Raw genomic sequence first — 17,595 nt, 5'->3', positions numbered from 1 at the left:
CGGTAGTCCAGCCGAGATGGATAAATGTCCCACCCTCTCCGCAGATCACATGCGCGTTTGGCAAAGTCGCCGCCTGCTTCAGATAGCCGAGATCACGCAGGACAGTCTCCCGCTCGCGCCGCTGTGCCTGCCTCGTCTGGCCGGTTCGGCGCAGCTCTCTATGCCGCCACCAGGAGGCGGCGGTTGCGCGGAGCACGCGCAAGACACCTGATTGCATAGGAATGCCCTTCATCCGGAACGGCAGACCGGAACCCGGCCCGGACCCGTCCGAGGAACCCCAAAGGCCCTCATCCGTCAGTCACAAAACCCGAAGAACACTTTCTCTTTTCCCGGCCCCACCAGCCCGGGAAAAGAACTTCAGGGGCCGGCACGGCCCCAGTTTTCTTCATTGCACGCAGAAACTCCGGATCGGCAACGAACATCGGCAATGCCAGACCTAAGAGTTCCATTTTTAGAATTTATATCAATGAATAATGGCAAATCTCAGATCGGCAATTTTTTCTGGCGACTGTCTGACATATCCTGGCGGTGCTTGTCCTGAGCACCGGATGCGACAAGCCTCTTCACTTCGCTGACAGGGAATAGCTGGTACTACGTCCACCAGCGTCATCTTTCTCAAGTGCTCCCAAGTCGATCAGGTCCAGGATGTCGCGATATGCGGTGTCCTGCGAACACTTCTCGATCTTCGCATATTTCGACGTCGTGAGTTTTCCTTCGAACCCATCCAGGAGGCGGTTAAGCATGTCCCGCTGGCGGTCGTTTATGTTGGCCGTTCCGTATTTCTCCCAGAACCGCGCCTTTTGAAACACGGCCTCCAGAATGATCTCTGCGCCATCAAAAGCACGGTCGAGGCAATTGAGGAACCAATTGAGCCAGGCGGTCACATCAAGCCCGCCCTTCTGCGTCGTCTCGAGCATATCATAATAGGCGCTCCGCTCCTGCCGGATTTGGGTCGACATGCTGTAAAACCGCTGTGCGCTGCGTTCGGATCGCGCCAACGCCATATCCGCAATCGCACGCGCAATGCGCCCGTTGCCATCGTCAAAGGGGTGGATCGTGACGAACCACAGATGTGCAATTGCGGCATGAACAACTGGATCCGAATCTGGGGCCTGATTGAACCAGGCCAAAAACTGCCCCATCTCAGTATCAAGCCGCGCTGCTCCCGGCGCCTCAAAATGCACGCGTTCGCGACCCATAGGCCCTGAAACAACCTCCATAGGGCCGATCCGCCACTGCCCCACGGTGATCCGGGTCATTCCGCTTCGCCCCGTCGGAAAAAGGGCGGCATGCCAGCCGAACAATCGCTCTGCGTCCAGGGGTTGATCATACGCTTGGGTCGCGTCCAGCATCATCTCGACGACCCCATCGACATGGCGATCAGACGGGATCAGCCCGCCAATCTCCAACCCCAGCCGTTTTGCGATAGACGACCGAACCTGATCCTTGTCGAGCGTCTCGCCTTCGATCTCGCTGCTCTTGACGACATCACTGGTGAGAGTTCGCAACATCGCCTCGTTGCGAAGATCAAAGCCAAGGCCCTCCATGCGTCCCAAGAGCTTGCCTTGTCGGTGGCGGACAGCGGCAAGTTGTGATGACAGCTTGGCCTTGTCCCAGGTAAACCGCGGCCAATCAGTGAGCTCGTGAATGTAGGTCATATTTTACGCACTCCTTGCGGAGATTATACCGGGCAATCTCCGCAAGACAACAGTATTCGCCGCGCAATATGCGGAGAAAACTGGCGCCAATCTCCGCGGACCCCTCTGGACCTCTGAATGCAGGAGAAACTGCTGCCCCATCCCATCATGCCGCCTGCCCGCTCAACCGGCCATAGAAACTGCGCTCGAGATGCAGCTCCCCTGCCCCAGCTTTCTGGACAATTCCACGCAGATATCCACCAGGAGATGCGACTTCGCCTGCACAATGCTTTTCGAACGTGAGAACCAGCGCCGCAGTCGCGATTTGAGGCCCAAGCCGGTCCTGCGCAATGTTCCAGGCGTGCTCTGAGACGCCGATCATCGGCCTCAACTGCCCTGCAACACGGTGCAGATCGCCCCAATCCTTCAGATATCCGCCCATATTGCGCGCCCAGGACGCAAACTCAGGACAGGCTTGCATGACTGTCGGCAGATCCAGGGCGGCCCCGCGTTTCTTGCGCGTTTCAGCCACCCAATCTTCCAACTCCCTATCAATTAGCTCCTCCGGTGGCGCATTGGGCACCACGCCCGCCGCTTGCTCAGTTTCTGAGCGATTACAGGTTACAGGATTAAGTTGTGTTGTAATTAGTATGTGAGGTTCGGAAATGACCTCCCTGGGGTCCATTTTTTGAGTCTTCTGAAGTACTTGCTCGGTGGCTTCTGCGGTGTTTTCCACAACCTCATCCGCTCGAACTGCCTTGAGGTACGTGGCCTCTACACGTTCCTGGAGCTCTTTGAACCACGCCAAGAGTCGTTCCAGTGCCTCAGAGGCCGTGTTCCTGCGCGGAAGGCGATCCAAAAGATCCTCGAAAAGGCCTGTGAGCTGCGTCCACGGGCCTCTCAGCGCGCCGCTGAGCGCAGCCTCGATCCGCGCCCGGATCATCCGGCGGGACACAGTGATCTGCCGCTTCAGGCGCTGACAGTGCGCGCGCTCGGCCTGCAGCTCAGCGTGTAGCTGCTGAAACTCTTCTACGCGAGCGGACAGCGGCGACAAATCAAAGCCGTAGGCCTCAATGATACGGCCCTCTGCGTCCCTGTGGCCCCAACGCTTGCCATTGGGGCTGTCTTTGAAGGCGATTACACCGCTCTCGGCCAGGCGACGGGCATGGCGCTTGAGCGCAGAGAGTGAAAAGCCCGTCTGCTCCATCAGATAGGCATTGGAGGCCCAGACGATCGGGCGCTGACCCTCTTCCCAATCTTGCGCCTGCGTGAAGGCCCCAAGCGTATCGAGGAGCATCATATCCCCTGCCTTGAGGCCGATATGCGCACCTACACGTTTCACGGCGACAAAGGCCTGTGTTTTGGGCACGGCTGCTCTTTCACCAGCCTGTGCGTGCTGTTCAGCGACGGCGAGTCCGGCTGTCGCCTTCCGCCACCCCGTGGGTTGGTTGATATTGGACATACCTTCACCGTTCTGAGGCATGCCTGTCCCAGTCACTCCATGCGGAGCATCATTGAATTTCGTCATTTTTCAGCTAGGCACAGAAAACCTGTTCGCCCGAAGACGTTTTTCGTTGTTTAGCGATTCGCGGGCTGCTAGGATTGTGGTGTGAAAACAAATCGCGCCTTGTGCGCAGCAGCCCTCGGGACTTCGGTTTCGAGGGTTTTCTTTTTGGTGCCGTTCTCCTTTTTGCTCGTTGCCTCTATCTTGGCGGTTAACAGCTGTTAACCGCCGCTATCCTTCGTGGCTCTCTGATTGGAACCGATCGAAGGAATCCTGAATGAGCTGGTCCAGATTCTGATCCAGCCAATCCGCGAATCTCGTGTTCTCCCCTGCCCGCTTGACGGTGACTGAGAGCCCAGATTTACCGCTTTTGATCTGCACACCGGGAACGGGCGAGCGCTCCTCGACAGATCGTTCTTGCTTACCTCGCTTGCCAATTTCCTTGAGAACGAGGTCCAGCCGTCCGTCGGAGTCGAGATCACCAGATTGACCAAGAACACCCAGAACACCCTCCTCCGAGAGTTGTACTTTCTCAAACGCCGTTGCGAGTGTGGTCCATTTCGGGCGCCCTGCCCCTGGAGCTGCGCCAATGGCTTCACCGACAGCCAAGGGTACTAGCCGATTGATACGCTCAAGCTGCGAAAGAGTGTTCTTGCTGATAGCCAAAGCCTGACACGCCTCCGCACGTGAGTAGCCTTGCTCCAGGATCGCGTGCGCGAACCGGACACGTTCATAATAGCTCAGCTCCGCACGGCCGGCATTTTCGAGGCCTTTCGCCATCAATGCATCAGTATCATCGAGCGTCCGGATCAGAGCCCGCACTGGTATCCCCAAGTGGCGGCAGGCAAGTATTCGTCTCTGACCGTAGATGATCTCAAAATGCCCATCACGATCCTTCGAAGGACGTAGAAGGACCGGGACTTGCTGCCCGGCATCAGCGATGCTGGTTGCGAGATCCTTGATCGATTCATTCGGTGCGGCGCTGTTAACAGCTGTTAACTCGATACCCAGCCGGTCCTTGGGTCCCCAAGCCAAGATAAGATTTGTATCGATATCCTGGATGCCGCCGAGACCCGCACGAACAGAGCCGATAGTTCCCTTCGGCAATGTTCGATGAGCTCTATCAGAAGCCCCATCTTTCGACGTCTCAGTCGCCGCAGTAATCGCAGCCATGATGCCGGTTTTGTTTTTACCCATAGCCATGATTACCGCCCCCAAGCCTGTTGAAGCATTCCCGCAATCTCAGCACCAACCGCATCCATGCTGTTCTTTGCGCGATCATAGGTCGATCTGGTCATCTCGGATCGCGCAACCTCGTAGATCGACATCTTGAGCATCGATGCGTCGCCAATAGCCGTACTACGCAGTCCGGTCGCCCCAACAACACGATCCTGAAAAAGAGCGCGCATAAGGCTCACGATCTGCTGACTGGGGATATCGCTCGGATCGTCCCGCGTAATGAGGAAGGAGAAAAAATCATGATCGAGTTTGACGCCCGTGTCCTCGATCACACCAAGATAAGCAGAAGTCATTTCGACAAACTGCTGGGTGGAAGCAAGGTCGAGCATGCTCGGCGTCATCGGCACGATGACCGAAGTCGCAGCGTAGAGGCCGGTCAAAGTCAAGAATCCGAGAGCTGGTGGGCTGTCGATAACCACCACGTCGTAGTCACCCTCAACGGACTGGATCGCCAGGCTGAGCTTCTCAAAGAATGCAACGCCACGACCTGCATTGACCGCAGTTTCTGTTTCAAACTCGCTTAGAACAAGCCGGGCAGGAGCCAAATGAAGGCTAGGGAAATAGGTTTCTACGATGGCCTCGGACATCGGCACCGGGTCTTCATAGCGAAGTGCGTCGTAAATCGACGCCCCTTCAAACTCCAGTTCAGTCTGAATCCCGCAAAAACCCGTGAGGCTCCCTTGCGGATCCAGGTCAATCGCCAAGACCCGGTAACCGTTCAATGCAAGGTAGTGACACAGATGAATCGCAGAGGTGGACTTCGCAGATCCACCTTTGAAGTTCATCAACTGAATAACCTGAAGCTTGTCGCCCTCGCGACGGCCGGGAAGGTATTTGCCGGCCTTACGAGAGCTAGCCTCCAAAAAATGGCGGGCTTGAAGGATCTCTTCACCGGAATAAAAGCGCCGTCCGTTCTTGATTACTTCCGGCTCCGGCAAGGACCCGTCGCTATGGCACTTGCGCAAGAATTGCCCGGTCACCCCTAGAAGATCAGCAGTCTCTGTAGCGCTGAATAGTCTCAAATTCTTGCGTTGATCGGGCGCGTAGGCTTGCTGAAGATGCGTCGTGAGCGCGGTGTGTAGACGCGCTGCTATCTGGCTTGTAAGCTCGGATTGAGACGCCGCTTCGATTGGTGCCGTCTGGAACATGGTTGCTATTTCTCTGCTCGAACGCGCTTATTTGCGCAACTTGACTCTAATGGCCGTGATTCACCATGTTAAGTCAAGGATTTTATCCACAAATTGTGCTGTCGGACCAAAGGGCTACTAGGGAAGCCAAACACCCTCTAGAGTTAACAGCTGTTAACAGCACCCACGAACTAGCGGTACAGCAAGACATCTGTCGTCGATTGGGCGTCGCTCCCAACCGATCCGATAACGGTCCCTCGACCGAAAATTAGGCTGGCGAGAGAGACAATGCACATAGGCGGATTGAAACCAAGCACCGACAGATCTACCGCGGAACAAGGGCCCTAATGGGCCATAATGGGCCATATGTCGAAGTTACATTGATGCTCAAGAGCCGAGGTTAAACGCCGAGATCACATTCGCATCGCATCAACAAGGTTGGTTAAGACCCTGACGTCTGGCGCGTCAACGGTGCCCAGCAGGGTAGGGGGGGCAGCACCGTTGCTTTCCCGGCAGGAACAATATTCGACGTAGAGCACCGCGTAGATAGAACCAGTTCGACTACACCTCGCCGGACCTCAAGACCTGCTAGTTGAGCCCTCGTTGTTTAGGACGGATGAGTGGCGATCCGTGGCAATTTAAGTTCCCGAGTTTGTCCGTAGAACGAACGGTCGGCACTCCCTACAGCCGATGCGCTCGCTCGGCCGCTTCGAAAAAGCGCTGGAAATGAAGAGCGGATACCGTGCTTGCCGCCGCCCAAACTACGGCTCAATGACGCAACTCCTTCACCAGCTTTCCGGGGGCAGATTGCGCCCAGTTTCGCTGTCCAGATGATCCACGTTGAACATCGATGGCAGTTGCCTTGCGAAGCTCAAAGGTGCAGGAACACCCGCCGACGAAATACTAGGGCAGGGGCCCCGGATCAATGTCCAGGTCCTGATCGAAGCGCTTATCAATTGCCGGAGGCAAGCGGGTTCAGCTGTGACGACGCCGGAGCTTGTCTCGCGGGCATCCAGTCCTTGTGCCTAGTCGAGGATCTGACGATCCAAACCCATCAGGTGGGTCGCGCCATAACGGAGAAGTATCAGTTCTCGGTCCATGACGCGGTGATCGTGGCTGCCGCGCTGATCGCCGGATGCACGACACTGTGGTGCGAGGACATGCACGACGGATTACTCGTGGAAGAGCAGTTGCGCATCATCAATCCATTCTCCTGACCGCAAAACGGGCGGCAACCTCGCAATCGTTCCATCGAATGGAAGATTTGCAAGGTTGTGTTTATTGCGCGCACTTCAGCAAGCCCAATTTCTCCGCGCGTTCCAGCAGCATCCTCACGGACGACGGCTGCCAGCGGGCGCGTCCGCGCGGGGTGCGTTCGCGCATGGATTCCAGCCGGTCACAGATCGCCTGGAGCGTGATGTCAGGGTCGGCACCCTTGATGCCAGCGACAATCGCGGGCAGGCGGTCATCGGTTTCGCGGCGTCCGGCGCGGCCAAGCACCTCGGCAGGAAGGAACCCGTCGCGCACATATGCCTTCACAGCGCGCAAGAGACGGCTTTGGGTCCAGCGACGCGCCTCGGGCAGGGGGCCATTGATGATCCGCAGCAGGTCTTCCCAGGCCATATCCGGTCGCAAGCGGCGCACATGGGGCACCCAATCCTGCGCGGTCTCGTTGAGGCGCTCCATGTAGCCGTCCTGTCGCGCCAGCCGCACCTTGCGCAGCGCAGCGGGATCCTTGGCGCGTAGCCCAGGATTGCCACCAACGCGCCCTTTGGCGCGCGCAGAGGCAAGCCCGGCCTTTGTGCGCTCACGTATCAGCGCGCGCTCGAACTCGGCAGCGGCGCCCAGAACCTGCAATGTGAACTTGCCTTGCGGGGAAGCGGTGTCGATGGGATCCTGCAGGGAGCGGAAGAAAGCTCCCTTGGCCTCCAGACGTTCGATCACCTCCAGCAAGTGCGACAGAGACCGCGCAAGCCGGTCGATCCGCACAACGACCAGCGTATCGCCGCTCTGGACGCGTTCGAGCACGCGTGCCAGCACCGGTCGCGCGCGATTGCCGCCCGAGGCGTGCTCTTCAAAGATCTCGACGCAACACGCAGTTTGCAGGGCCTCAGACTGGGGCAGGGGGGTCTGATCCTCTGTGGAAACACGGGCGTAGCCTATCAGGGGCATGAAATCGGGCCGTTTGTAATTTAAGATATCGCTACTAAACGACCGTTTGTAAATGAATGCAAGGGCGCGCTCTGTGGCGCTGTTCATCAGAAAGCCCTTGGTTTCCATACGCAGAGCGCGATCAGGGAGGTCTCGCGGACCATCGCGCGCGCGTGCTATGTAAGGTGTACAAACGCACTCTGATAAAACCCTTGGGTAAAGCTCAAAATAGCTGTATTTTGCGCATATGAGGCCTGGAACCCCCGCATTGTATGATGAATCCGACGCGCTCGGCATTTATGCTGAGGAGGTCGAACAGGCGTCTGAGGACGACCTGTGGTTTCTGCCCGGTCCGATGGACGACGAGCCGGACTATTTGCCGCCGGGACCACGGGCCGAACCGCGTGAAACCGAGGTCCTCGACGAATGGCGGAAGGCAGAGGGCGGGCAGGCCGCGCGTCTTGCCCGTGTGGCCGGTCGCGTCGGCGCGCTGGACGACCGGTTGAAGCGCGGACCGGAAGGATGGCGGCATCGGCTTGCGCTGATGGAGGCCGCAGATTTGAGCTGGCACACCGGTGACCGCATCAGCCAAGACCGGCTGGCGCTCTGGATCTCGCTGCGCCTGTCCGGTGTCCAGGACGACACGGCGGCGCTGGCGCGAGTCGGATGGGCGATTCGGCGACTGACGGGTGGACCGGGACCGGAGCAGGACCTTTCCGCCTTCCTCGACCGTCGCGACCCCGAGAACATCAGTGATGAGACCGAGCCGTTCGTGGATCGCGCGAGCGGTTGGCTGGATCTGATGGGGCAGGCCACGGACCTGCACCCGATCACTCGCGCTTGCGCGGGCTTTCACCTCTGGCGCCTCGCGGGGCTCGGGCAGCACGACGACCGTATGGAAGCGGCTGTCGCAGCTGCGCGGATCGCGGCCAGCGATGGAAGAGGCGCAGTCTTCACGCCTCTGGCCATGGGCGGGGCAGGGGGACTACGAGCCGGTGGTTCACCGTTCGAACGTCTGGAACGCTGGCTATACGGGATGGAAGCCGCGTGCCTGACCGCGGTGCGGCACCTTGACGATATCGAGGCATGGTCGGCGCGGGCGGAAGCCGAAATGACATTGCTCTCGGGCAGGACGCCGCCGGCCTTGCGCGCAGTGCTGACCGAATGGCCGCTCGTCTCTGCGCCAATGGCCCAGGCCCTGACGAGTGCCAGTCGCGCCGCTGTTCAGCGCAACCTTGCATGGATGCAAGAGCGGGGTCTGATCCGCGAGGTGACAGGACAGGGGCGGTTCAGGATGTGGAAGGCGACAAACTGAAGGTTAGCGTGGGTCTCACCCGCTCACTCGACAGCAGCGATAACCGCGAGCACGCGGCAGGGCGCGCAGAAACTCACCAACACTTAATGCATTTGTTGCACTTATTTCATATATGGTGGTAGAGAACAGAAACCGGAGAGGAGACCACCATGAACATGCTGGCACACCGACATCTTCCGCCCACGCCGCAGGACGCAGCGATTGCGCGCGTCTCTGGCCAGGCATTGTCACGCTTCGCCCAGGCGCGCGCGCCGTTGAAACTTCGTGTGACGGACTCCGAGCAGATGGAGCCGATCGAGCTTCCTGCGGGCGCCGTATCGCTGCTCATGGAGATCCTCGAGGCGATGGCAGCGGGGCGGGGGGTCACCATCATCCCCGAGAACGCCGAACTCTCGACCGTACAGGCCGCTGAGGTTCTGAACGTCTCGCGTCCGTTCCTGATCAAGCTGCTCGAGGATGGTGCCATACCGCATCGGAAGGTCGGCAAGCATCGCCGCGTCCGCATGGAAGACGTGATGTCCTACAAGGCCGCGATCGATACCGAGCGTGAAGCTGCGCTCGATCAACTGGCCGCCGACGCTCAAGAGCAGGACATGGGCTACCGCTCGAAATGAGCCAGTACACGGTCCTGTTCGATGCGAACGTCCTTTATCCCGCGCCGATGCGCGATGCACTGATGCAGTTGGCGGTCACAGACCTTTTCAAGGCCAAGTGGACGGCCGATATCCATCGGGAGTGGATTGATGCGCTTCTGCGCAATGAACCTCATCGGGAGCGCGCCGCGCTGGAACGAACTCGCGACTTGATGGACAGGGCCACACGCGACTGTCTGGTCACCGGCTACGAGGCATTGGTGCCGGCCCTAACACTGCCGGACCCTGACGATCGGCACGTTCTGGCGGCGGCAATCGTTGGGCGCTGTGACGCGATCGTCACGCAGAACCTGAAGGACTTCCCACCAGCGGCACTTGCGCCCTTTGGCATCGAGACCCAACACCCTGACGACTTTTTCCGGAACCAACTGTCTCTCGCGCCCGGTCTGGTCTGTTCCGCGCTGCGGAAAGTTCGCGCGCGCCTCAAGAATCCGCTCAAAAGCGTCGACGAGTATCTCGCGATCCTGACACAGCAGGGGTTGGTCGCCACGGTTGCCGACCTGGAGCAATTCGCCGACCTGCTTTGATCCCAGAACTGCCCTGACTGAATACGTTCTGGCCAGAGTTGTGGCACCCGATCCATCATCACCGCGAGATTTCGCCCGCCAGGACTGCACGCCCGTGGACTGCAAGCGTAGCAGTGAACCTCGGGCAACCGAACTGCCGGATCACGGCGACAATGCGCGCATCGTACGCCGCTTGCCCTATGACGCGACACAGGTCTGACGCGTGAAACTGGCGGTTCGAGCTTGGCGCAGCCTTGATCTGTTCGTGCAGCTCGCGCTCTCGTGGCTCTTGAACCGGCTGTGGTGCGGGGAGAGCCGGTGGGCGCGTCGCTTCTCCAAGCGAGGTGCGCCACCGGCGCATGAAGCCGAGCAGGAAACCGGCCGGAACCTTGCTGTTCCCACGGGCCCGGTTGAAGGCAAGGAAGCGTTCCCAGATCACTTGCGTATCGACGTTCCAGCAGGGTAGGGCGCTCTTCGCGGCCTTGATCAGCTCGGCCCAGCATGTTCGGAACACGTTCGAGCAACCGTCAATGTTGATCTGTCCTGTGAATATAGTTTTGTTAGATTCTTCTCTAGATAGTGATGTGTCGTCTCCGTCTGACACGAGATCGTGGGTCTGTTCGCCGTCGTCAAAGGCCGCGAAGCGGAAGAGCCAGGGGGCGAACTTGCCGTTCGACTTCTCGCGCTCAAGCTTCAGTTCAGAAGTTTCAAGCTCACTCAGCAGAACGCTCAGGTACTGGCGCGAGACGCCCATCTTCGCTGCCAGAGAGGACAGGGTGAAGGCAGCCGTGCCGCGGGGCAGGCCGTTATACCCGTCCTTCCACGCAATTCCGTCGAGGATGAGCGTGGCCAGTTTGTGCGCCGAAACAGAGAGGTCTGTCTGCGTGATCCGCCTTAGGATCAGGCCAGTCGTTGGTTCCATGGTCGTATCTCCTGAGAGAGACGATGCCATGTCGAGAGCAAACAACATTCTTGCCAGCAAAAACACTTTGCTGGTTGCAGGGGTTCGGACACTGCGCTAGAAGAACCGTGTTCAGGGGTTTTTTTCTAGCGCGGCGTCAGGCTTCTCGGTCTGGCGTCGTTTCCCTTTTTTTGGGTGATGCACTGGGCGTTGTTGCAGAACTCAGTCGGTGAAGGATTCACATCGGGAATCCATGCGGTTAGACGATCTGCATGAGCAAGCCCAAGCCCGCCCGCTACCGCACGACGAACTGGTCCAGCTACAACGATGCGCTCAGGAAGCGCGGATCGCTGCTGATCTGGCTGGACAAGGAGATGACCTGGCACGCGCCGCATGAGGGACGCCCAGGGCGCCCGCCGGTCTTTTCGAATGCCGCGATCCAGTTTTGCCTGTCGCTCAAGGTTCTGTTCAAGCTACCGCTCAGGCAGACAGCCGGAATGGTCGCGAGCCTCCTGCGCCTGGCAGGGCTAGACTGGCCCGTTCCGGACTACTCGACGCTGTGCCGCAGACAGAAGACCCTCAAGGTGCAGATCCCCTATCGCCGTGCCGAAGGGCCGCTGAATCTTCTGGTGGACAGCACCGGCATCAAGTTTCTTGGCGACGGCGAATGGCAGGCCCGCAAGCATGGCGTTCAGGGCCGCCGCCAATGGCGCAAGGTGCATCTGGCGATGGATATCGCCACCTCGGATATCCGGGCCGTCGAGTTCACCCCTAGCCGGGAAGGCGACAGCCCAGTCCTGCCGGACCTGTTGGGCCAGATCCCCGAGGACGAGGACATCGGCACCGTGACCGCGGATGGTGCCTACGATACCCGCCGCTGCCACGGCGCCGTCATCGCACGCGGTGGCACGGCAATCATACCGACCCGAAGGAACGGTCGAGCTTGGAAAGAGGACTGCCCGGCTGCCAAGGCGCGCAACGAAACCCTGCGCGCCACGCGTCACTACGGTCGGGCATTCTGGAAGCGGTGGACCGGATACCACGCCCGTAGCCGAGTGGAGGCCAAGATGCGATGCCTGAAGGCCTTCGGTGAGCGCATCGCCGCGCGGGATCCAGATCGCCAAACCGCCGAAATCCACATCCGGGTCGCCCTTGTCAATCGCTTCAACGCGCTCGGCACCGCCCACGTCGTCCGCGTGGCATGAAACTGAATGGGAAAGGGGCACTCACAACTCAGGCCGACTTTCTGCAACAACGCCCATCGCGCCCCATGTTCAAGGTGGAGCGCTGGTGAATTGAGGGCAGAAACTGAAGACGACGGCCGCATCGCCCTCATTCAATCGGACATCTGGATCGGCTTTCCCCGAGCGGAGCAAGTGCTGGACCGGCTGCATGGTCTGATTGAGATGTCGCGGCAGACCCGCATGCCTGGCCTTCTGGTGCATGGGGCGTCCGGCATCGGCAAAACAATGATCGCCCGCAACCTGTCGCGACGCTATGCGCCGGAGTATGATCCGGAGTCGGGCGTCACCCACACCCCGTTACTTCTGTTGCAGGCGCCACCCGCTCCTGATGAGCGGCGGTTCTATATGCACATCCTCGCAGCCGTCGGAGCCCCGTCGTCGACGCTGAGCCTGAAGGCGCAGAGTGTTGCCTCGCTGGAAGTTCGGGTCGTGGGCCTTTTGCGCGACCTCGGGCTGCGGATGATCATGATCGACGAAGTCCACAACCTTCTTGCGGGCACGCATAGGGAACAGCGCCGGTTCCTCAATGTCTTGAGGTATCTCAGCAACGAGCTGGAGGCATCTTTGGTCTGCTACGGTGTCAGCGAAGCCGTCGATGCCATTCGCGGCGATGTCCAACTGGCCCGTCGGCTTGATGAACACCACCTGCCGAATTGGCGCGATGATGCCGAGTTTTCGGATATGATCCAGACATTGATCGCGGCCATGCCGCTGGAGAAGAAATCCAATCTGCAAGTGCGGTCGCTCAAGCAGATCCTCGCATTAACTGGCGGGGTGACGTCCCGCATCTTTGCCTTGGTCAAGGATCTGTCCATCGACGCGATCATCAGCGGTGACGAGTGCGTCACTGATGATGCCATCGCAAAATGGACACCGGTCTGGTCGCGCCATGCAAACGCTCAGCGACGGCTCGAGAAATCTGGGGCGTGACGTGTATCCCGCTGCCGATATCGGTGACGCCAGTGCCGGACGAGTTGCTTTCTGGTTGGTTATCGCGACTGGCCGCTTCCAATCATTGCGAGGTAGCAGACCTGCTCGCCCATATCGGGATCGACGCAAAATATGCTGCAGCCCTTGATTTTGATCTCGACATGCTGGCCGCGGATAGGATTTCCGTTGCGGCGCGCTTCGATCCAGCGTTCGTGTCGTCGATGACTTTCGCGGCGATGCCGGAAGCAGAGATGCGGTTGACCGCACAGGTGCCGTTCCAGGCTTGCACAAGCTGCGCTGATGGCGGCCTTGAGCTCAGGCACTGGCGTAGGGCCTGGGCGTTCGACTGCCAGATTTGTGGTGCCCGGCTTCTTCCAAAGGCCGACAGGCAAAATGGCGCAGCGGTCTCCGAAAAGCTGGTTGATCGTGCCCGCCGGGGGGCACGGATCCTGGAGCGTGTCGCGGTGTCGGGCAGCGCGCGTCAACTACGCCGAGCCATGCGGGCGGTCACCTTCGCGATGGGACTCAAAGCTTTATGTGGAGACCCTTTCTTCGCGCTTCAAAGCCCCCGCCCGAACATAAGGCTCTTCTGCCTTGCCGCCATTGCCTCCGCCCAATCACGTCCACTGGTAAAGGCTGCGTTGTGCAGCATGGACATCGACGTCTACGCACGAGTTGCCCTGCTTCGCGCCTACGATAAGGAGCCCCGACTGCTTGCAACCGTCGACCAGATTGCTCAGCGGATGCGACTACGCGTCGGCGGTTCAGCCACCTCATCTCAAATTTAAGGGCAAGAAAGGCCGGAAAACGCGCCGTGTCTCGGATTTAAGGGCAAGGCGACACCCACTTCCGAGAGAACCAGGAACGGTTGCCTGACCATGCTGCGGCTGCCATCCATGCGTTGATCTGCCAAGCGGAGGCGATTGCCGATCAGGCTGAGGCCCTGGAGAAACGGATCCTCGAGTGGCACCGGACGCACGAGACGAGCCGGCGACTGGCGACCATTCCCGGTATCGGACCGATCACCGCCAGCGCAATTGCTGCAAATGTTCCGGATCCGAGCCTGTTCCGCTCGGCACGACAGTTCGCGGCCTGGCTAGGCCTGACGCCACGGGCGAACTCAAGCAGTGGCAAGGATCGACAGACCGGGATCAGCAAGCAGGGTGATGGATATATCCGGCGACTGCTCGTTTCCGGCGCGACTGCGGTGCTTCGCTTTGCAAGGCAGGGCGATGCCGGCAAGGCTTGGATGCTTGGGCTTAAAGCACGCAAGCGACCGAAAGTCGTTGCGGTCGCGCTCGCCAACAAGACTGCCCGGATCGCTTGGGCGCTCCTGCGCCGCAACGAGATCTACGCGGCCCCTGTCTCCTGAGCGCGGAACCGCTGACGGAATGCGTGAAGCTGAGAAGAGATGACAAACCGGTCGAACCGGGGATCGGGACACCCCAGGGGGTCAAGGCGCAGAAAGCGCGCAATTTTGATTGGGACCCGATCCGCGGACTTCATCTGGGCCAGCGGCTAGACCGCACCACAAAGGCCGTAGACATGACTGCTTTCGGCATAGGCGCGTCAATTCCCAGCTTGCGCAGCAGGGGTCGTCCAGACATGGGAACACTTGCCCTCGCCAGAGATGCCCACTGCGCGTTGGCGACGGTCCACCAATGACTTGCGCCACCGGACCTGTGGGGGAACCGGCGCAGCGCCAGTTCCCCATCGGCTCATTCTGCCGGAACCCAGGGCCGGTTATAGGCTGCCACGCGCCAATCACCGTGTTCGATGAACCGGGGGGCGCTCCCGGTTTCCAGCGCCTCGGCTGCGGCGTTCAGCGCCTCGGGCGATGTCTCGGGCCAGGCGCCCGTTTCGATCCGTTCGACCAGGGTCTCGACGATGGCCGTGCTTTCGGCAGCCGTGAACTCGCAATGGCCCGTGCCCTGGACCAGCGACTGCCGATACAGATCGCCGGTACCCTGCTCCTGCACCAGCGCGCCGTAGCCTTCCATCAGCGTGTAGGGAATGGCCCAGTCGCCCAGCATGTGGATGCGGATCGCCGGAACCTGCAGATCGCCGGTCGTCGTGCGCCCGTCTGCGGCCCAGAAATCGCGCGCATAATCCGAGGCCGCGATGCGGGGGGCGGCGTCGATCCTGGCAATGTCGGCCTGAAGGTCCAAACCGGCCTGTTCGTAGAGCGCCTCAACCGTCCGCGCCATCGCGGGTGCGGCATTCTGGTAGAAGGCGGCATAGTCGACCCCCTCGTTCCCGGAAAGTTGCTGCCCCGATGCGGCGTTTTCGAACAGAAGCCGCGAGGACCCGCCAACATTACCGCCGATGCGCAGCGCCGAGGCCACGATCATGTCGGCCATGGCGCCGGCATCCGCGGTGTCGGGTAGTTCGGTCCCCTCGACCATCCACGGCGACCACTGTCCGATGGCGAAGGCAAGCGCCAGCCGCGCGCGGCCCTCCGGGCTTTCGCCCGCCGTTTCGATGGCGGCCATCCAGGACGCACGGATCGCGTCAAGGCTGCGCTCGCCACCCGCTCCGGCATTGGGCAGGCCGACGATGGCGAGATCGCTGGCCGGACCGTGCCCAGCGGCCTCATAGCTTTCGCCCAGCAGGGTCTGCATGGCGAACCAGCCATCCAGGAAACTGCTCATGATCCAGACCGGCGTATGGGCGGCAAGCACGGCGGCACCGTCGATCCTGTCCGGGTAATCCTCGGCCGAAGCGAGGCTGTCGAGCCCTCCGCCAGAACAGCCGTATTGCAGCACCATGTCAGGAGCGCGCTCCAGGTCCGTGAAAATGTCCTGAACAGCTTGTAGATTCAGGATTTCACGCTGCGGATCGTATTGCCACAGGCGCAGCGGGTGCCGGGCGAGCCCGGCGAAGGCATAGCCACGACCGAGCAGGTCGTCATACCGCTGGACCGCTGACGCGACCGAAACGTTGCTGGCGAAATCCAGATCCCTGAGTAGTCGACCATTCCAGTTCTCGGGCACGCGGATCAGCCATGCCGTCCCGTCCGGCAGGGTTCCCGCATGTTCGTTGAAGGCGGGCTGCTCCTGCGCCGACGCGAGCGGGGCGAAGCCCGCGGTCAGAGCGAGGCAAAGCACCACCATTCCGGTCCGCGAACGCGGGCCGGCCAAATTGGCTGTCCGTGACATGAATTTCCTCCAGTTTGATGCAGCGATGAAATCCGGCTCCTCTTCCGGGGAACCATCGCCGGGAAAAACATAGATAGCTAATTATTAGTGTCAAGGGCTCTGATGCACAAATCGGCTTAAGGCCGAGGTTCCCCTTTCCCCGGACGGACTTATCCCACAGCTTCCGTGACGGGTATTCCGAGCGCGGTGTAGCCGTTCAGGACGGCGATGCGGACCTGGAGTTCGGCGACCTGTCGATCGAAGTCCCGTGCCATGAGCCGCTGGCCCAGCAACTTGATACAATGCATCTTTGTCTCGACGCGGCTTCGGCGGTGGTATCCACTCCATCGTCGCCAGAGCGCGCGGCCCAGGTATTTCGCCGCGCGCAGGGCCTCATTTCGCGCCACGGCTCCGGCGGTGATCGTCTTCCAGGGCTTCGCGTTCTTGCGGGGCGGGATGACGGCATGGGCACCGCGATCTGCAATCGCATCGTGGCATTTGCGCGTGTCGTAGGCGCCATCAGCCGTAACGCTACCGATTTCCTGGTCCTGCGGGATTTGGTCGAGAAGGTGGGTAGGATGGGCGCATCACCGATGTGGCTCCCGGTGACTTCGACGGCCCGGATCTCCAACGTTTCTTCATCGATCCCAAGGTGGAGCTTGCGCCAGACGCGCCGTTTCGGGCCGCCATGCTTGCGTGCGTGCCACTCGCCTTCACCTTCGACCTTGATCCCGGTGCTGTCGATCAGCAGGTGCAACGGCCCCTTGGAGCCGCGGTAGGGGATGTTCACGGCCAAGGTCTTCTGGCGGCGAGATAGCGTGCTGAAGTCGGGCACCGTCCAGTTCAGGCCGACCAGCCGTAGCAGGCTCTCGACGAACCCGGTCGTCTGCCGGAGCGCCATGCCGAACAGCACTTTCATCGAGAGGCACGTCTGGATAGCGGCATCGCTGTAGGTCTGCTGGCGGCCACGCCTGCCTGTCGGCGCGGCATCCCAGCTCATCTCGGGGTCAAACCAGATCGTCAGCGAGCCCCGGCGCTTGACTGCTTCATTGTAGGCTGGCCAGTTCCTGGTCTTGTAGGTCGGGGGTATGGGTCTGCTCATGCAGCCTGACTAACAGACTGGATTCGCAAGGTGAAACCTTCACAGCATTTGCGCAACATGTATAACCGCCCCTTGCGCAAGAGGGTTTCTGGATCAGTTTCGCGCGGTGTCGGGTGCTGACATGTATCCGGCCTCTGTTGCGGCCATCA

Annotated in this window: 13 protein-coding genes and 4 pseudogenes; 8 read left to right on the top strand and 9 right to left on the bottom strand. The window is 60.2% G+C overall.

The window, feature by feature from the left end; all coding sequences use genetic code 11:
- From AC5EFR_RS22150 to repA, 5 genes and pseudogenes are all read right to left on the bottom strand, one after another.
- Window positions 1-232, bottom strand: a pseudogene (locus AC5EFR_RS22150) (hypothetical protein); the annotation flags it as partial.
- 331 nt (window positions 233-563) lie between these two features.
- Window positions 564-1,658, bottom strand: a complete 1,095-nt coding sequence (locus AC5EFR_RS22145; RefSeq protein WP_493577873.1) for a Fic family protein — start codon at window positions 1,656-1,658, stop codon at window positions 564-566.
- Between the two features lie 145 nt (window positions 1,659-1,803).
- Complete coding sequence (repC, locus tag AC5EFR_RS22140) at window positions 1,804-3,099, bottom strand: plasmid replication protein RepC (RefSeq protein ID WP_274656555.1); 1,296 nt, start codon at window positions 3,097-3,099, stop codon at window positions 1,804-1,806.
- A gap of 273 nt (window positions 3,100-3,372) precedes the next feature.
- Window positions 3,373-4,344, bottom strand: a complete 972-nt coding sequence (gene repB, locus AC5EFR_RS22135; RefSeq protein ID WP_274656374.1) for a plasmid partitioning protein RepB — start codon at window positions 4,342-4,344, stop codon at window positions 3,373-3,375.
- 2 nt (window positions 4,345-4,346) lie between these two features.
- On the bottom strand, window positions 4,347-5,528 hold the full coding sequence (gene repA, locus AC5EFR_RS22130) for a plasmid partitioning protein RepA (protein WP_203212320.1): 1,182 nt from the start codon (window positions 5,526-5,528) through the stop codon (window positions 4,347-4,349).
- A gap of 870 nt (window positions 5,529-6,398) precedes the next feature.
- Between repA and AC5EFR_RS22125 the strand changes: the two are divergent.
- Window positions 6,399-6,724, top strand: a pseudogene (locus tag AC5EFR_RS22125) (PIN domain-containing protein); the annotation flags it as partial.
- A 61-nt stretch (window positions 6,725-6,785) separates the two neighbouring features.
- Here the strand turns inward: AC5EFR_RS22125 and AC5EFR_RS22120 are convergent.
- Entirely contained in the window at window positions 6,786-7,679 is an 894-nt protein-coding gene (locus AC5EFR_RS22120; RefSeq protein WP_493577874.1) for a recombinase family protein, read from the bottom strand.
- 226 nt (window positions 7,680-7,905) lie between these two features.
- Here AC5EFR_RS22120 and AC5EFR_RS22115 point away from each other — a divergent pair, with 226 nt between their 5' ends.
- The 3 genes from AC5EFR_RS22115 to AC5EFR_RS22105 all read left to right on the top strand — a co-directional run bounded on the left by AC5EFR_RS22115 (window position 7,906) and on the right by AC5EFR_RS22105 (window position 10,153).
- Window positions 7,906-8,973 (top strand): helix-turn-helix domain-containing protein, encoded by a 1,068-nt coding sequence (locus AC5EFR_RS22115; RefSeq protein ID WP_007803223.1) that lies wholly within the window; start codon window positions 7,906-7,908, stop codon window positions 8,971-8,973.
- A 149-nt stretch (window positions 8,974-9,122) separates the two neighbouring features.
- Complete coding sequence (locus tag AC5EFR_RS22110; RefSeq protein ID WP_007803221.1) at window positions 9,123-9,587, top strand: excisionase family DNA-binding protein; 465 nt, start codon at window positions 9,123-9,125, stop codon at window positions 9,585-9,587.
- A complete protein-coding gene (locus AC5EFR_RS22105; protein ID WP_007803220.1) occupies window positions 9,584-10,153 on the top strand; it encodes a PIN domain-containing protein in 570 nt (189 codons plus the stop codon). The genes AC5EFR_RS22110 and AC5EFR_RS22105 overlap by 4 nt, the downstream gene beginning before the upstream one ends.
- Before the next feature lie 58 nt (window positions 10,154-10,211).
- Here the strand turns inward: AC5EFR_RS22105 and AC5EFR_RS22100 are convergent, their stop codons facing one another.
- Entirely contained in the window at window positions 10,212-11,054 is an 843-nt protein-coding gene (locus AC5EFR_RS22100) for a hypothetical protein (protein WP_007803218.1), read from the bottom strand.
- Window positions 11,055-11,305: 251 nt separating this feature from the next.
- Between AC5EFR_RS22100 and AC5EFR_RS22095 the strand changes: the two genes are divergently transcribed.
- The 4 genes and pseudogenes from AC5EFR_RS22095 to AC5EFR_RS22080 form a co-directional block, all read left to right on the top strand.
- Window positions 11,306-12,238, top strand: a complete 933-nt coding sequence (locus AC5EFR_RS22095; RefSeq protein ID WP_007803217.1) for an IS5-like element ISRhba5 family transposase — start codon at window positions 11,306-11,308, stop codon at window positions 12,236-12,238.
- A gap of 90 nt (window positions 12,239-12,328) precedes the next feature.
- Window positions 12,329-13,207, top strand: a complete 879-nt coding sequence (locus AC5EFR_RS22090) for a TniB family NTP-binding protein (RefSeq protein ID WP_007803215.1) — start codon at window positions 12,329-12,331, stop codon at window positions 13,205-13,207.
- Window positions 13,144-13,995: a TniQ family protein gene (locus tag AC5EFR_RS22085; protein WP_081731462.1), complete on the top strand. Its 852-nt coding sequence runs from the start codon at window positions 13,144-13,146 to the stop codon at window positions 13,993-13,995. Before AC5EFR_RS22090 ends, AC5EFR_RS22085 begins: the two co-directional genes overlap by 64 nt.
- 59 nt (window positions 13,996-14,054) lie before the next feature.
- Window positions 14,055-14,579: pseudogene (locus tag AC5EFR_RS22080) on the top strand (IS110 family RNA-guided transposase); the annotation flags it as partial.
- Window positions 14,580-14,925: 346 nt separating this feature from the next.
- Here the strand turns inward: AC5EFR_RS22080 and AC5EFR_RS22075 are convergent.
- A complete protein-coding gene (locus AC5EFR_RS22075) occupies window positions 14,926-16,365 on the bottom strand; it encodes a hypothetical protein (protein WP_024099412.1) in 1,440 nt (479 codons plus the stop codon).
- Window positions 16,366-16,514: 149 nt separating this feature from the next.
- Window positions 16,515-17,446 (bottom strand): annotated as a pseudogene (locus tag AC5EFR_RS22070) (IS5 family transposase).
- Window positions 17,447-17,595 lie beyond the last annotated feature (149 nt).

This window comes from Pelagimonas sp., assembly GCF_058892305.1.
The sequence above is the reverse complement of the archived record's forward strand: the minus strand, read 5'-3'. Positions and strand labels throughout refer to the sequence as shown.

Excerpts from the sequence above, each read along its gene's own strand:
- AC5EFR_RS22145 (WP_493577873.1), bottom strand. The coding sequence starts at position 1,658 with ATGACCTACATTCACGAGCTCACTGATTGGCCGCGGTTTACCTGGGAC.
- repC (WP_274656555.1), bottom strand. The coding sequence starts at position 3,099 with ATGTCCAATATCAACCAACCCACGGGGTGGCGGAAGGCGACAGCCGGA.
- repB (WP_274656374.1), bottom strand. The coding sequence starts at position 4,344 with ATGGCTATGGGTAAAAACAAAACCGGCATCATGGCTGCGATTACTGCG.
- repA (WP_203212320.1), bottom strand. The coding sequence starts at position 5,528 with ATGTTCCAGACGGCACCAATCGAAGCGGCGTCTCAATCCGAGCTTACA.
- AC5EFR_RS22120 (WP_493577874.1), bottom strand. The coding sequence starts at position 7,679 with ATGCCCCTGATAGGCTACGCCCGTGTTTCCACAGAGGATCAGACCCCC.
- AC5EFR_RS22115 (WP_007803223.1), top strand. The coding sequence starts at position 7,906 with ATGAGGCCTGGAACCCCCGCATTGTATGATGAATCCGACGCGCTCGGC.
- AC5EFR_RS22110 (WP_007803221.1), top strand. The coding sequence starts at position 9,123 with ATGAACATGCTGGCACACCGACATCTTCCGCCCACGCCGCAGGACGCA.
- AC5EFR_RS22105 (WP_007803220.1), top strand. The coding sequence starts at position 9,584 with ATGAGCCAGTACACGGTCCTGTTCGATGCGAACGTCCTTTATCCCGCG.
- AC5EFR_RS22100 (WP_007803218.1), bottom strand. The coding sequence starts at position 11,054 with ATGGAACCAACGACTGGCCTGATCCTAAGGCGGATCACGCAGACAGAC.
- AC5EFR_RS22095 (WP_007803217.1), top strand. The coding sequence starts at position 11,306 with ATGAGCAAGCCCAAGCCCGCCCGCTACCGCACGACGAACTGGTCCAGC.
- AC5EFR_RS22085 (WP_081731462.1), top strand. The coding sequence starts at position 13,144 with ATGGACACCGGTCTGGTCGCGCCATGCAAACGCTCAGCGACGGCTCGA.
- AC5EFR_RS22075 (WP_024099412.1), bottom strand. The coding sequence starts at position 16,365 with ATGTCACGGACAGCCAATTTGGCCGGCCCGCGTTCGCGGACCGGAATG.